General features: G+C 44.7%; 14 protein-coding genes. 13 read left to right on the top strand and 1 reads right to left on the bottom strand.

From position 1 onward, the window contains the following. Positions 1 to 219: 219 nt before the first annotated feature. The 11 genes from B0H99_RS04550 (at position 220) to B0H99_RS04500 (ending at position 11,342) form a co-directional block, all read left to right on the top strand. The gene (locus B0H99_RS04550) at positions 220 to 723 is read left to right on the top strand and encodes a glycine/sarcosine/betaine reductase selenoprotein B family protein (RefSeq protein ID WP_245894419.1); all 504 of its coding nucleotides are present in this window, start codon (positions 220 to 222) and stop codon (positions 721 to 723) included. A gap of 66 nt (positions 724 to 789) precedes the next feature. Beyond that, positions 790 to 978, top strand: coding sequence for a hypothetical protein (locus tag B0H99_RS04545; protein ID WP_106532458.1), 189 nt, complete (start codon positions 790 to 792; stop codon positions 976 to 978). 150 nt (positions 979 to 1,128) lie between these two features. Then, the gene (locus tag B0H99_RS17755; RefSeq protein ID WP_181313566.1) at positions 1,129 to 1,959 is read left to right on the top strand and encodes a TetR family transcriptional regulator; all 831 of its coding nucleotides are present in this window, start codon (positions 1,129 to 1,131) and stop codon (positions 1,957 to 1,959) included. Positions 1,960 to 2,005: 46 nt separating this feature from the next. Continuing rightward, complete coding sequence (locus tag B0H99_RS04535) at positions 2,006 to 2,449, top strand: hypothetical protein (RefSeq protein ID WP_106532457.1); 444 nt, start codon at positions 2,006 to 2,008, stop codon at positions 2,447 to 2,449. Between the two features lie 56 nt (positions 2,450 to 2,505). Next, positions 2,506 to 3,120, top strand: a complete 615-nt coding sequence (locus B0H99_RS04530) for a hypothetical protein (RefSeq protein WP_106532456.1) — start codon at positions 2,506 to 2,508, stop codon at positions 3,118 to 3,120. Between the two features lie 276 nt (positions 3,121 to 3,396). Beyond that, complete coding sequence (locus B0H99_RS04525) at positions 3,397 to 4,749, top strand: 3' terminal RNA ribose 2'-O-methyltransferase Hen1 (RefSeq protein WP_106532455.1); 1,353 nt, start codon at positions 3,397 to 3,399, stop codon at positions 4,747 to 4,749. Then, positions 4,746 to 7,331, top strand: a complete 2,586-nt coding sequence (locus B0H99_RS04520; RefSeq protein ID WP_106532454.1) for a polynucleotide kinase-phosphatase — start codon at positions 4,746 to 4,748, stop codon at positions 7,329 to 7,331. The genes B0H99_RS04525 and B0H99_RS04520 overlap by 4 nt, the downstream gene beginning before the upstream one ends. A 98-nt stretch (positions 7,332 to 7,429) precedes the next feature. Next, positions 7,430 to 7,630 (top strand): nucleic acid-binding protein, encoded by a 201-nt coding sequence (locus tag B0H99_RS04515; RefSeq protein WP_106532453.1) that lies wholly within the window; start codon positions 7,430 to 7,432, stop codon positions 7,628 to 7,630. Positions 7,631 to 7,937: 307 nt separating this feature from the next. Next, on the top strand, positions 7,938 to 8,921 hold the full coding sequence (locus B0H99_RS04510; RefSeq protein ID WP_106532452.1) for a ring-cleaving dioxygenase: 984 nt from the start codon (positions 7,938 to 7,940) through the stop codon (positions 8,919 to 8,921). Positions 8,922 to 9,168: 247 nt separating this feature from the next. Continuing rightward, complete coding sequence (gene psiE, locus B0H99_RS04505) at positions 9,169 to 9,612, top strand: phosphate-starvation-inducible protein PsiE (RefSeq protein WP_106532451.1); 444 nt, start codon at positions 9,169 to 9,171, stop codon at positions 9,610 to 9,612. 302 nt (positions 9,613 to 9,914) lie between these two features. Further along, the gene (locus B0H99_RS04500) at positions 9,915 to 11,342 is read left to right on the top strand and encodes a gluzincin family metallopeptidase (protein WP_106532450.1); all 1,428 of its coding nucleotides are present in this window, start codon (positions 9,915 to 9,917) and stop codon (positions 11,340 to 11,342) included. Between the two features lie 96 nt (positions 11,343 to 11,438). Here the strand turns inward: B0H99_RS04500 and B0H99_RS04495 are convergent, their stop codons facing one another. Next, the gene (locus B0H99_RS04495) at positions 11,439 to 12,320 is read right to left on the bottom strand and encodes an aldo/keto reductase (RefSeq protein ID WP_106532449.1); all 882 of its coding nucleotides are present in this window, start codon (positions 12,318 to 12,320) and stop codon (positions 11,439 to 11,441) included. Positions 12,321 to 12,461: 141 nt separating this feature from the next. Between B0H99_RS04495 and B0H99_RS04490 the strand changes: the two genes are divergently transcribed. Both B0H99_RS04490 and B0H99_RS04485 read left to right on the top strand, forming a co-directional pair. Further along, positions 12,462 to 13,352 carry a DMT family transporter gene (locus tag B0H99_RS04490; RefSeq protein WP_281258860.1) on the top strand — a complete coding sequence of 297 codons (891 nt, stop codon included), beginning with the start codon at positions 12,462 to 12,464 and terminating at the stop codon, positions 13,350 to 13,352. A gap of 115 nt (positions 13,353 to 13,467) precedes the next feature. After that, positions 13,468 to 13,857, top strand: a complete 390-nt coding sequence (locus tag B0H99_RS04485) for a VOC family protein (RefSeq protein WP_106532448.1) — start codon at positions 13,468 to 13,470, stop codon at positions 13,855 to 13,857. Positions 13,858 to 14,274 lie beyond the last annotated feature (417 nt).

Raw genomic sequence — 14,274 nt, 5'->3', positions numbered from 1 at the left:
CCGTCCATTCAGTCTCTGGCTGCTGCAGGCAATCGAACTACTAAAACATCTTTCAACGTATGTATAGTTGCTTATAGCTTTAAATCTTACCATGGCTTTTTATGAAGTCAAGAGGATTTTAAATCCACCGGATCAGACACAAAGGAAATTAGAAGTCCGGGTCGAATATAAGACAGAGAAGTTTCATCAATCCTTTCGAAAGGCGGAATGCTATTGAAAATGAAAACCCGACTCAAGTCAAAGCTGTCCCGGACGTTTGCGAACAACTTTCCCGATGTGTACCAGAAATTCACGATGCGCCATACAAACAATAATGAAGAACTCCCGGAAACAACCGTCACCAAACCGCTCACAGCATGCACGGTCGCTTTAGTATCTACTGCAGGCGTTCATTTAAAATCCGATCCGCCGTTTGATGTGGACAATCCAGCCGGCGATCCGACGTTCCGGCTCGTGCCTGGAAATACTGCAGAAACCGATTTGACGGTGACGCATATTTATTACGATACCAAGTATGCAAAAACCGATCCATCGATCGTTTTTCCGATCACTCAGTTGCGGGAGCTTGAGGCTGAAGGAGAAATCGGAGCGGTGGCTGGAGCCAATCTCGGGTTGAACGGCGGGATTCTTGACACAGAATTAGTCGAGCGGGACGCGATACCAGTCGTCGTGGAACTTTTCCGGAACGAAAACATTGACGTGGCTCTACTGGTGCCTGGCTGAGGATCTTGCCATAATGTACTCGGGCTGTATGCCCGGGCTTTAGAAGAAATAGGCATTGCAACTGCCATGATTTCACTTTTTCCCGATGTGACCGATAAAGTCGGAGCACCAAGAACGCTTCATGTGCCGTTTAAGATGGGCCGGCCATGTGGAGAGCCATTCGATTTTGATACAAGAAAAAAGGTTTTACAGCAGCTGCTGGCTCTTGCTTTAATGCCAGCTGGTTCGCGGATTGCGTATAAAGAAGACTTATAAACCGGCTAAGGGCTCACCAGAAGCTCTTGGCTTTTTTGATTAGACAGATTAGTGGTGAAGTAAGCGGATATTTGTTCTATAAGCCCTTTGCTTTCTTTGGTACGATAAAAGCAAAGGGCTAACAATATTGCAAAATCTGGAGGAATAGCGATGGAAGTTTCGCTGCACCAAAAAATAATTTTTGAAAAACCTGAAGAACACCAGGATTATGCGATCGTTGATGCTGAATGGAACGATGCATACGGATCGCTTATTCTTTTGAAAAAAGGCAAGAAGTTCCTTTTTTGTATACAAGGTGAAGATCCGATTCCCTTTAACTTAAACCTTACTTATCCCATTGCCAGACGGATAGATGCCAGCCGCTTCTTAGTGATTAATTCCAGAGCGGACGAAGAAGCGAATGCTTTTATTATGGATCGAGACGGCTTAATTTCCGGGTCTTTCCACGCAGGAGACGGCATCCAGGATGTGGTTGTGGGCTTGGAAGGCATCTGGGTCAGCTATTTTGACGAAGGTGTTTTTGGCAGCGGCATCTCTGAAGAAGGCCTCGTGCTGTTTGACTTTACAGGAGAAGTGCTTTTTCGCTATCACAGTGATTTGGCAAACTGTCCGATCATTGACGATTGTTACGCCCTGGCAAAAGGCGAAGGAGCTTCTGTCTGGATTTTGCCTTATTCAAAATTCCCGTTAGTTCACGTTAACGGCGAATCAAAGACAGCGAAAATCTACAAAGCTCCATTAGGCATACACCGGTCCGATTCCATGTCCATTAAAGGCAATTTCGGTTATTTTTTTGAAAGCAATAAAGCGGCGGGCAAGTTTTATGCCTGGGAAATAGGGAAGAAAAAACCGCAAGTGGCCGGAAAGCTGCAAGGCTGGACACGCGGTCTAACTCCTGGCGAAACTAACCATTTTATTTCGTTTACGGACGATGAGGTAACGTTGACCTGCATAAACAATTCAAAGGAAAAACGTTACTAGGATTAGATTTGAAACTATGGATTTTAGAAAAAAGGCGGTGCAGAAAGTGAAGGCGCAGTTTAAAACCACAGAAAAAAACTTCGAGCATTTAAATTTTCATGATTGCCGAACGACCGGCATATACGCGGAAAAGGACAAGGTTATCATTGATTTTGAATTTGTATACATATCAGAAGAGCATCCATTAAATCCTTATCCAGTGGCTAAATCGACCGATGCCTGCCACCTTATTTTTCATGGCGTCAGCATTATGCGCCCTATTGGCTACATTGAAAATCAAAAAGTGCCGCTTGCTCTTCATGAATTAGATGGTATGGAATTTTTGACCGTTACCGAACAAAAAGTTGATTCAGTGTATGTCTATGATATTTTTGGCGCGAAAAATCATTCTTCTATTGGCTTTCATGGGCTGATTCTGCATGCCGAAGGGTTTACTATGCACTGGAACGAATTTACGGAAGATGCATGGTATGTCGGCTGGAATCAATGATTAGAATAAACAGGAATTAGATTCCAGGAATTTTTATTGAAAGAGAGGGGATACGTATGGTCAAAGAGATGATTAAAGCGCTCGCAGAAGAAAGGTTCGAAACCGATATTTCTTTGGAATTCACCCGTTTTTCCAGAGTTGAAGATGATTTGCACCTGACTTGTGCTGTGTTCTCAGACGGTGATGGCGAGCTTTTGCAGGAATGGTCCATTACATGTACAGATTATGAAGAATACCTTTTTGAGTCTAAGGAATCCTGCAGCTTCGAAGAACTTGAAGTGAGAAGCGATCACTATTATCTATGGGATTACAATAAGCCGTTTACGGAATTGTATTTTCAAGGTGAGAATGAAAGAGTTAACGAGCTGATCGCCTCCTTATACTTATGCCATATTGAGCTGACAGAAAGAATACTGCCTTTCGAAAAGTATATTAACTTTAAATATGGTTTGGTACGGAATTTGGATGAATTGCTTTCTAGTAAGAGTGGGATGTTTGCCTGCGCACCAGAAGTATTGAACGAAGCTTATCAAGCCGTTCTCGAGCAATACGGATTGCGTACTACCACTTTAAAAACGGTGGTGAGTGAATCAACTGAGCCTGTGCAGCTTCTTCGGCTAGGAAAAACGTATGTGGTGGCCAAGGCATTTGAGGCTGTTCGGGTTTTTTAAGGGAAGTGTGTTTATTTTCAGTGCCCAAAATACTTACCGGATGCTTGTTCAGGACTTCTTCAATGTAAACGAAAAATGGTTCCATGTATAACTTCCTCGAGCCGCTCTGTCACTTCGCAAGTTTCTTCCTATCCTTCTTATCCTATGTAAACAAACAGCACGGTCTTCTTTCTTTCCTGAAAACTAATTTTTCATACTATATATCCCTGTATAGGACCTATGCTATATTTAGATTATCCTATTTTTGTTAATTTCACCCTCAAAGGAGTGCCATAGATGCAACTGACGATTCAAGCTTCGGGAAAAAATGTTAAAGCAATATCTTATTTGTTAGCAAAGAACCCGAACAACCTATACGAACGAAAGCAAAAAGGCCATTTGGTCCGATTTTTTTACAGCAAGTGCACCGATACAGAACTGGATGCGACGATTTTCGTCACGCCGGATCCGCTGGAACTCCTCCAAAACAAGTCGAACTCGTATGACATTACTCATTACATAAACGACCGGGAATTTGCCGTCAGCAGCATCTTTACTTCGCTGATCCGTTCTGCGCTCGGCACCGCGCTAAATGGCTTGCCGAAAGAAGAATACGCCGAATGGGTGGACCATCGCTTTCCGTTCCGCTTTGAAATCGGTCCTGTGGCGTCTGCATTGTCCGATCAACAGTTGAAAGATCTTTTTGAACCGATGGGCTATGAAGTGGCCATTTCCCGGCCTGAGATCGACTATTCTTTCCATCTCAAAGACCGGAGTTCGGCCAGGACCTTGTCGCTTTCCGGCATGCAGACGCTGCAAAACGGGCTGCGGCATTTGTTCGTCTTGATTCCGGTCATCGATAACTACAAGCACTACTTTATTGACGAGAAGGAAATCGAGAAGCTTGAACGCTACGGAGAAGGCTGGCTCGATTCGCATCCGCTCCGTGATTTTATCTACCGGCAAGCGTTGCGGTTCAAAGAACTTTACAGTTTGGTGGAGCCTGCCGAAGCCTCTTCGACAGAAGCGCAACCGGTGAAAAAAGTGCGGTTAAACGATTTGCGCTATGAAAAAATTGTCGAGCTGCTCGAGGGGCTGAAACCGAAGAGCGTCGTTGATTTCGGGTCTGGCGAAGGCAAGCTGACAGCTAAGCTCGGATTCATCAACGGAATCCAGGAAATCCTGGCTGTTGAACCTTCCGAGTCTGCTGCGCTCAAAGCGCTGGAGCGATTCAATAAACTCCGGGAAAAAGAGCAGTTTGTAATGCCGGAAACTGTATGGGGTTCCCTGTTTTATTTTGACGAACGCCTGAAGGGCAAAGACGCCATCATCTTATGCGAAGTGATTGAACACATTGATGAGCAGCGCCTTCCTAAAGCGCTCGATACGATTTTGCACGACTACCGGCCTGGCGCATTGGTCGTTTCAACACCAAACCGCGAGTATAACGAAATGTATGATATGGAAGACCAGTTCCGCCATGCTGATCACCGATTTGAATGGACCCGTGCTGAATTTGCCGCTTGGTGCGGAGAGCGGAACCATCAGAACCTATACGACTTGGAATTTCACGGCATTGGGGAAGAACAAGCGCTTCACGGCCATCCGACTCAACTGTGCATCTTCAAAAGAAAGGGGGCCCTCGCATGAACATCGGGTTACCGCACGCAGGAATTGTCTTGCTGGTTGGCCCTTCCAACAGCGGAAAGTCAACCTTAATGAATAAGCTTATAAACGAAGGCACGATTCTTCCATCGGAAGTGATTGGATCCGATCAATTTCGCATTTTGGTCAGCGACAAAGAATTTATCGACTGGAGCAACCGGCCTCAGGACGAAGCTGCCGGTTTGATAGATGAATATGCGGCCATCTCCGAAGAAGCGTTCTCCATGATGGATGCTCTTATTGAAGCGCGCTGCCGCTTGAATAAAGTTTCGATTGTCGATGCTACACACCTGCATTCAGACGCCCGGAAACGCTATGTTGCTTTAGCGGAGAAGAATCATGTACCTATCATTTCACTGGTATTCGATATTCCGGAAGCGGAGTTGCTCCGCAGGGACGAACAACGGGACTTCCCGCGCGGCAAACGCCGGATCAAGCAGCAAGCCCAAGTGTTCAATCGGGAAAAACGCTGGATTAAAAAGGAAGGTTTTGCGTCCGTTTACTCGATTAAGGACACAGCAACCCTGGAATTTTTCCGCCGCGAGAACCCGCTTGAGAAAGAAATTGGCCCAGGCATTGATCTTATCGGTGATATTCATGGCTGTTTCGAGGAATTGCTGGAACTGCTCCATAAGCTGGATTACCGGAAAAACGAAGACGGCTTGTTCGTGCATCCGCAAGGGCGCAAGTTCGTCTCGGTCGGAGATATTATGAGCAGAGGGCCGGCATCTTTAGAAACGATGCGCTTTTTCCAGCGCCACATCAACCAAGAACTCGCCTACATGGTCGACAGCAACCACGGTTGGAAAATCGCCCGCTGGCTGGATGGCCGCAATGTTGTATTAAGCCATGGCGATGAAAAAGTGGAAGCGGAATTCCTGTCGTTTGAAAACGAGGCCGGCAGTGAACCCGCCCTGCAACTAAAGGGCGAGCTGAAAGAAATTTTGCTGCAAGCACCGTCCCATTTGGTCTTTACAGCGAATGGCGTTCCGGTTCTCGTATGTGCCCACGCCGGCATCAAAGACGAGTTCATCGGCAAACAGTCTGCGGCAGTCCGTGATTTCTGCCGCTACGGCGATACAGGCGGCTTTGATTTGCAAGGAAAGCCGGTCCGAAAAGACTGGACCGCTTCCCATACTTCTCGCACCTTGATTGTATGGGGACATGACCCGAAGCCTCGGCCACTTTTGGTCAATAACACCATCAACATTGACCAAGGCGCGGTGTTCGGAGGCCAACTGACGGCTTACCGTTTTCCGGAGCGAGACTTTGTAGCGGTCGCCGCAAAAGAAAATTACGCAGGAACTGCCGAAAATCCGCTCCAGGAATGGAAGAAAAACCGGTTGAATCCGCCAAACATCGCCAAATTCCTGAACGGCTATTCGGTCTTGACAGAAGAACTCGGGGAAGTGAAAGTGCAGCAGGAAAATGTCAAACCGGCAATCGACAATGTGTCTCATTTTACCGTGCCAATCGAACAATTGCTTTATATCCCGCCGACGATGAGCCCAACACCTAAACCGTCTTCGCTGGATGGCTACTTGGAACACCCGAAAGAAGCGATCGATTATTACCGCAGCAACGGCATCGATACATTGATTGCAGAAAAAAAACACATGGGCAGCCGGGCTGTCCTGTTGCTGTTCGAAAACCCGGAAGCAGCACTGAAACATACGGGCATCGATACAATCGGCATCATCCATACCCGTACCGGGAAGCGTTTTTTCGACACGGAAGTGGAACAGCAAGTGGTTCGCCAACTAATTAGCGAATTGCAGGAAAAGGATTACTTCCGCAAGCACGATACGGAGTTCGTTTTGCTGGATGCTGAAATTATGCCCTGGAACTTAAAAGCGAAACAGCTGATCAGCGCCCAATATGCCCATGTGGCCGAAAACGCCATATTGGACCGTTCCGCTATAAAGAACAAACTCGCACAAGCTGCGAATGAAGACATTCAACCGTGGCTTTCGGAATACGAACAAAAATTGGAAAACGCTCAAACGTTCCGTGATGTCTTCCAGAAGTATTGCTGGGAAGTGGACTCGTTGGAATCTATTCAGATTGCACCGTTCCATGTACTGGCACATAGTAAGGAAACGTTCTTCGACAAGCCGCATACGTGGCACATGGAAATGAATCGTGAATTTGCAGAGCAATCGGAATTATTCGTCGCAACCGAATTCAAACTGATCACCGACGAAGCGAGCGAAGACGAAATGATTGCCTGGTGGAACGAGATGACGGAAGATGGGCACGAAGGAATCGTCATCAAGCCGAATTCTTACCTGGCAAGGAAGGCAGGCAAGCTATTGCAGCCGGCGATTAAGGTCCGCGGCCGGAAATATTTGAGTATCATCTACGGCATGGATTACTTGGAGCCGGAAAACCTTGCACGTCTAAAAAGCCGCAACACCGGAAAAAAACAAAAGATGGCATTAAAAGAATTTGCACTGGGTTTGGAAGGCATCACCCGCTTCCTCAACGGGGAATCAATCGAACGGGTCCATGAATGCGTCTTGGCAACTCTTGCCCTCGAATCAGACCCGGTAGATCCACGCCTTTGAAAGTTCGATTAGAAAAGAGAAAGAGTAATAGTTCTTTCTCTTTTTTTTATTCTGTAAAACATTAGCCGTAACCAATACGAACTGAAGGAGTTGAAGAAATGAGAATTTGCCATCAATGCCAGACTGAAATGATTGCTGATTGCAATGTGAACGTTGAAGGCGGGCTATACGGAATCAAAATCAGTAAAAAAGGAGGCGGGATTTTTAGAAGAGCATCCGCTAAACCAAAAGCGGCGGTTTGTCCGGATTGCGGGAATGTCGCTTTTTACATAGAAGACCCTAGAGCGTTCAGGGTTTAAAAGGCCTCTCTTTTCGCGGTCTTTGATTTAATCAGTCTTTCCTTTAGCTTAATCAGTTAAAAGGTTTTAACTATCTTCAAATATATTGAGCCGAAAGATGCCATAGGATTAAATTCCTTTTTTTTCAACCGGTAGAGCAGATTGTTAATATGGAGTCGCGGAAGATATATTAAGAATTTGATCGAAAATCGAGAGGAAAACGTTTCGGAACACCTAAGTTGACAACCAGCTCAAGACATAGTAATATTATCTCGAATTCAAGATATTTAATTTCATTTAAATTTTAAAGCAAAAGGGGATTAACGCCATGAATCATATTAAAGGAATGCACCACGTTACCGCCATTACCAGCAGCGCTGAAAAGAACTACGAGTTTTTCACATATGTACTGGGCATGCGCCTAGTCAAGAAAACCGTCAACCAGGACGATATTCAAACGTACCACTTGTTCTTTGCGGATGATAAAGGATCGGCCGGAACCGATATGACGTTCTTCGATTTTCCGGGCATCCAAAAAGGCACGCACGGAACGAACGAAATCTATAAAACCTCGTTCCGCGTACCGACCGATGCGGCAATTGCGTATTGGGTAAAACGCTTTGACAAATACGAAGTAAAGCATTCGGGCGTTAAAGAATTGTTTGGCAAGCAGACCTTGTCGTTTGTCGATTTTGACGACCAGCAGTACATGCTGGTGTCTGACGAGCACAACGAAGGAATCACTTCCGGGACACCTTGGCAGAAAGGGCCGGTGCCGTTGGAGTTTGCTATTACTGGACTCGGGCCGATCCATATCCGCATTGCGCAGTTCGACTATATGAAAGAGGTCTTGGAAAAAGTCCTGTTGTTCCGCGAAATCGCTAAAGAAGGCTCGCTGCATTTGTTTGAAGTAGGCGAAGGCGGAAACGGCGCTCAAGTGATCATTGAATACAATACGGTCTTGCCGCCTGGACGCCAAGGATTCGGCACAGTCCATCACGCTGCATTCCGTGTAGAAGATCGTGCTGTTTTGGACGAATGGACCCAGCGCATGGAAAGCTTCGGCTTTGGCACTTCCGGTTATGTCGACCGCTTCTTCTTTGAGTCGCTGTATGCCCGTGTCGCTCCTGGCATCCTATTTGAGTGGGCAACGGATGGTCCTGGCTTCCTGGGTGATGAGCCGTACGAAACCGTTGGCGAAAAATTGTCTTTGCCGCCGTTTTTAGAAGGAAAACGCGAGCAAATTGAAAAAATGGTCCGTCCGATCAATACGGTCCGCAGCACAATCGAGTTTGAAAAAGAATACCTATAAGCAAAAGCATTGGAAAAGGCGCAAGTCCCTTTTCAGTGCTTTTTTATATACTCATTAGGCGGTAATTGAAAATCACTTATGAGATGCCTTTTTATGAATCTTTTTGGCAACCATGGTCAGCCGAAACTGCGGTGAATACTTGTAGCGGATGGCATTAACAAAACTACATGCTATGCTAATATGTTCTCAACATTTTAGTGCTATTCTTTAAGCGATTTTAATTCAGCTTATTGAAAGGGAGCGGAGAATGGTTCAGCTTAAAAAGAACTTGAGTGGCTTGGCAATAACTATCCCGAACATTTTACAAGTGTTTTTAAATGTATCGCTGGTCTTTCTGGCAATTGTTCTTTCTTTTCAGTTGGTTAAAGAGTTGATTGTATTTGGCGAGCTGATGATCGAAAACAAAACAGAAGATTACCAAACGGTTTTTGCCAGAATTTTGGTCTTCTTTTTGTATTTCGAATTTATCTCGATGATTGTGAAGTATTTCAAAGAAGACTATCATTTTCCTTTACGGTATTTCATCTACATCGGTATTACAGCGATGGTCCGTTTAATCATTGTGGAACATGACGATCCGCAATCCACATTCTTTAATGCACTTGTCATCCTGGTACTTATCATCGGCTACTTCATCATGAACTTAACGCCGAGAGAACGTCCTTCAAGCAGATGGTTCTTCAACAATTGAATCTCCAATAATCAAGATTAAGAGCAGAGAAATCTGTTCTTTTTATTTGCATGATTTTCACCTATCCAAAATCAGGAAAAACAAGAGCATTTGCAGAGTAAATGGAGTATGATGGGCGTAAAAGAACGACTACATACAAAACAAGTGCCTCCATATTGTTGACATTTTCGATTTTACTCAGTCTAAAGATTTTGCATTAATCATTCCGAAAGGAGCGTGTATCGCCGCTATCCGAGATAAACCCCTTGAATCTCTGCGAACTGCTGACGCCAGTAGGATACGTGATAAAGGGAGTGGACAGGATGACTATGTTGTATGACAATTCAAAATCGAAAAAGGGAAAAGGACGGGCTTTCTTGTTGATTTCGACCTTTCTAGCCCTAAGCGGCCTCGCTTTATACTTTGGATTAAGAGAAGACGATGCCACAGAAGCGGATATGACTCCTGACGCCCTTGCAGACTACGATATCGACATCAAACTATTCAACGGAAATTTGAATGTTTCAGCGGAAATCGAAGTACTGAACGATTCACCAGATTCATGGGAAGAACTGGCCTTTAACTTCGCAGCCAATGGATTGCATGATCGCGGAATTGCTGTGTTTTTGGGAAAGTCGATGGAGACGCGTCTAACCTCGGTGGCCGATTCGACAGGAGATCTTTTTTATCAGTTGAACGACAACCGTTTTTTCGTTCAGCTTAGGGAACCTTTAGAACCGGGCGAGAAAAAGAGAATCTCTGTGGTCTATACATTAAGAATTCAAGATTATGAAGGAAACCATCTTGCCTTAGGGGATGATTTATTCTTTTCTGAGTGGTATCCGAAAATTGCTCAATATGATAGTGGTTGGGTGGTTCAGAATTTAAGCGTTTATGGAGAGACGGTTTACCCGACTTATAGTGATTTTTCCATTCAGTATGAATTAGATGATCCGTATCTTGTGGTTAGTTCAGCAGTAGATGGCAATAGTAAAGAAAGCTCTTCTGGAATACTTGAAGCAAAGCAGCTAAATGATTTTTTCATCAGCTTTTTAAAACCGGATCACTGGTCAACAACTTCATTCGAAGTGAATGATACGGAACTGCGTCTTTTCTGGCCGGCTGATGCTGAAATGGCTCAAACTACAGCATATAGCGCCACGAATGCTTTTGCTTTTTATGAAGAAAAAATTGGCGATCATCCATCTGAAGAAATGGACTTGCTTGCCGCTTATGGAGTTGATTCCTCTACCAATGTATCGGGAATAGGCGAGGTGGATGGTAATGGCGAAATACCAACTGATGCAATTGCTTATTCGCTAGCTTACCAATGGTTCGGTTTTCATTTACTAAGCGACCCCTATACAGACGCCTGGCTAAGTGCAAGCCTGTCCAGTTACGCAGCATCCGCTTATCTTACGGAAAACTATGGAGATGAAGACAAAGCATTCCAGCCGGCAATTGAATTTGTGGAAAGGGAAACGCCGGCCCAGTATTCCAATACCCCTTTAAATATATTGGATGAATGGAGTTACGGAGCTACGCTCCATGGGAAGACCCCTCTTTTGCTGAGGGATTTCTTCAATGATAAAGGCGGTGAAGAAGCCGCTTTCCGTTTTTTGGCGGCCTACTACACCAAATACCAGTTTCAGCATGTAGACAGCCAAACATTTGCGTCTTTCTTAGATGACTATTTTGAAGGAGACCAGAGCGAATGGCTGGAAACATGGTTGGAGTTGGATAAGAAATAATTAGACTGCTCTGCCTTACAAAAGTCGTACATGAAAAAGAGGAACCTTTGAGCGGTTCCTCTTTTTTAGATTCGTTATTTTATTCTTCGTTTCAAGTTATATCACATCAAGCGGTTCTTTCTGTCCCGGTCCAGGAAATGCCTCATCAAGCAGTTTTAATTCTTCCGGAGTCAACTGGATCGCAGCTGCTTCAGCATTTGCAACCACGTGTGCGGATTGCCCGGCTTTTGGTATAGCCTGTACATTGCCGGAGCGGAGGGTCCAGGCAAGAGCGATTTGAAGGGGAGCGGCATTGTGGTTATCCGCTATCTCCCCGAGGATCGCATTCGTCGTCAACGCTCTCCGATGCGTTCCGCCTTGTGCAAGTGGACTATAAGCCATGATGGGAATGTTGTTTTTTTTGTGCCAATCCATCAGATCAAATTCGATGCCGCGCGATCCAAGATGATACAGCACTTGGTTTGTTGCGCAATTCTGGCCGTATGGCACACTCCATAATTCTTCCATATCCTCGGTATCGAAATTCGAGACGCCCCAGCGCTTGATTTTGCCTTCCGCTTTCAGCGCTTCCATGCCTTCGACGGTTTCAGCCAGCGGCACGCGACCGCGCCAATGCAGCAAATACAAATCAAGCGAATCGGTATTCAGCCTTTTTAAACTGTTTTCACACGCTTTAATGAGGTTTTTACGCCCAGCGTTCTGCGGATAGACTTTGGATACCAAAAAGACGCTGTCGCGCCTTCCTTGAATCGCTTCGCCGACGAGGCGTTCCGATTTTCCGTCTCCGTACATTTCTGCCGTATCAATTACCGTCATTCCGAGTTCGATCCCTAATTGCAGTGCCTCAATTTCTTCCTCCTTGTTGGCCTTATGGTCACCAGTGGTCCAGGTACCTTGACCAAGAGCAGGGAGGCGGGTGCCATCCTGCAAGGTGATGGTCTTTTGCTGCAGCGCTTGGTGGATTGCTTGCTTGTCCAAATCATCGCATCCTTTCTGTCTGGTTCGTGTTCTATTCTTTTCCCTTCATCCTTTATTCAAAACAAGGAAAAAGAGGATATCCGGTTCAGGCTGCAGAACTATGTAAGGGAAAACCAGCAGCTGGAGTTAGGGGAATGGAATTTGACTAGTAAAGCGGCATTTGCACTCTTGGTCGTAATTACGACAAGTTTAATGGGTTCATCTTTTGCAGTTGGCAAAATCGGAATAAGCTATGTGTCCCCGCTGCTTTTGGTGGGCATCCGGTTTACGTTGGCCGGAATATTAATGATAGCGATTGTCACGGTGTTAAAACGCCCAAAACCAAAACAGCTTCAAGACTGGCTGCGCATTTTTTGGATTGGCGCTTTCCAGACGGCGGGGGTCATGGGTGCGATTTTTCTCAGTTTGCGGACAATTACGGCTGGAGAATCCGCCATTTTAACTTTTATGAATCCGTTGTTAGTTGTCATATTCGGTACACTGACCCTCGGCATTCGGTACCGAGTTGTTCAATGGGCAGGGGTTATTATAGGGTTTATCGGCGTTGTGGTTACGATGGGTGGAGAACTTAAACTGGAAATCGGTACGCTTTTCGGTATTTCCAGTGCAGTTTCATGGGCCATTTCAACGTTATTAATCAAGAAGTGGGGAAACCGCTTCGACACGTGGGTGCTGACGGCATACCAAATGCTGTTTGGCGGCATTTTATTGCTGCTTGGCAGTGCTTTATTGGAAGATGCGAAGCTAAGTCTCAATTTAACGTCAGTGTCGATCATTTTATGGCTTACGATTATGGCTTCAATCGTTCAATTTGCCATCTGGTTTTATTTATTGCAAAAAGGAAACCCGGGGAAAGTCAGCGCATTTTTGTTTCTGGCGCCGTTTTTTGGCGTTATAAGCGGCTGGGCTATCTTAGGAGAACAGCTCAACTATACGTTGCTCGTGGGCGGCATGCTGATCTTTAGTGGTATTTTTCTTGTAAATTGGCCAGAGAAACCGGTAAATGAGCCTGAAGTAAAAATACTGCCTTGAATATTCAGTCTTTTTAATTTATATCATAGATTCTGATATATTAAACCTCAGATTTTTTCTTTAAGGTAATCGACAGCGGTACCAATGATAGGCTAATAGAATGGAGGAATGTTGGATGGCAAAAGAATGTTGGATCAATTTACCGGTGAAAGATCTCCAAAAGTCGAAGAACTTCTTTAAAACCCTTGGATTCACGGTAAATGAACGATTTTCAGACAGCGAGGAAATGGCTGGAGTTGTGGTCGGCGATCATAATGTCATGGTCATGTTGTTTCCAGAAGAGGCATTTAGAGCGTTTACAGGCATTGCGGTGACCGATACGAGCTCAAGTTCGGAAGTGATTTTGTCAATCTCTGCAGATTCGCAAGAAGAAGTCCAAGAATTCATCCAGAAAGTGGAAGCAGCTGGCGGGACAGTATTTTCAGAGCCTGGTGAACGCAATGGGTTTTACGGAGCAGGATTTTGTGATGTGGACGGACATCGGTGGAATTTATTGATTATGTAGATTTATAAGTTGAATATGTAAAGATTAGATAGAGAGATTTGTTTAGTCAAACTTAGTTATGAGACGTGCAACTGAAATTACAAACACAAAGCGCAGCAATTTCCAACGAGTTGCTGCGCTTAAGTTTAATTGATTATGAAACAGATTATTTTTAACGCATACAATTTATGAAAACAAATCTTGCTGCGAGAAGAAATCAACAAAAGAACATTGAAATTCAAATTAAGTGTGTAATGTATCGATAAACAGCATAATTCAAAATTTAGGTTAAAAAACCAAAACAAGTGTGAAAATCCGCTTCGTCTCACTATTAAAAGTATACTTATTAAATGAAACGTTACTTCCGATAATTTATATTATGTCAACTAAAATATTGATAATAATAGAAGACTGCTTATTTGATGCCTCTTCTATCTT

This window comes from Planomicrobium soli (genome assembly GCF_003014655.1).
Taxonomy (GTDB): Bacteria; Bacillota; Bacilli; order Bacillales_A; family Planococcaceae; genus Planococcus; species Planococcus soli_B.
Note: the sequence above shows the minus strand (reverse complement) of the source record. Positions and strands in the feature narration are given on the sequence as shown.

Excerpts from the sequence above, each read along its gene's own strand:
- B0H99_RS04485 (WP_106532448.1), top strand. The coding sequence starts at position 13,468 with ATGGCAAAAGAATGTTGGATCAATTTACCGGTGAAAGATCTCCAAAAG.
- B0H99_RS04500 (WP_106532450.1), top strand. The coding sequence starts at position 9,915 with ATGACTATGTTGTATGACAATTCAAAATCGAAAAAGGGAAAAGGACGG.
- B0H99_RS04530 (WP_106532456.1), top strand. The coding sequence starts at position 2,506 with ATGGTCAAAGAGATGATTAAAGCGCTCGCAGAAGAAAGGTTCGAAACC.
- B0H99_RS04515 (WP_106532453.1), top strand. The coding sequence starts at position 7,430 with ATGAGAATTTGCCATCAATGCCAGACTGAAATGATTGCTGATTGCAAT.
- psiE (WP_106532451.1), top strand. The coding sequence starts at position 9,169 with ATGGTTCAGCTTAAAAAGAACTTGAGTGGCTTGGCAATAACTATCCCG.
- B0H99_RS17755 (WP_181313566.1), top strand. The coding sequence starts at position 1,129 with ATGGAAGTTTCGCTGCACCAAAAAATAATTTTTGAAAAACCTGAAGAA.
- B0H99_RS04525 (WP_106532455.1), top strand. The coding sequence starts at position 3,397 with ATGCAACTGACGATTCAAGCTTCGGGAAAAAATGTTAAAGCAATATCT.
- B0H99_RS04550 (WP_245894419.1), top strand. The coding sequence starts at position 220 with ATGAAAACCCGACTCAAGTCAAAGCTGTCCCGGACGTTTGCGAACAAC.
- B0H99_RS04520 (WP_106532454.1), top strand. The coding sequence starts at position 4,746 with ATGAACATCGGGTTACCGCACGCAGGAATTGTCTTGCTGGTTGGCCCT.
- B0H99_RS04545 (WP_106532458.1), top strand. The coding sequence starts at position 790 with ATGATTTCACTTTTTCCCGATGTGACCGATAAAGTCGGAGCACCAAGA.
- B0H99_RS04510 (WP_106532452.1), top strand. The coding sequence starts at position 7,938 with ATGAATCATATTAAAGGAATGCACCACGTTACCGCCATTACCAGCAGC.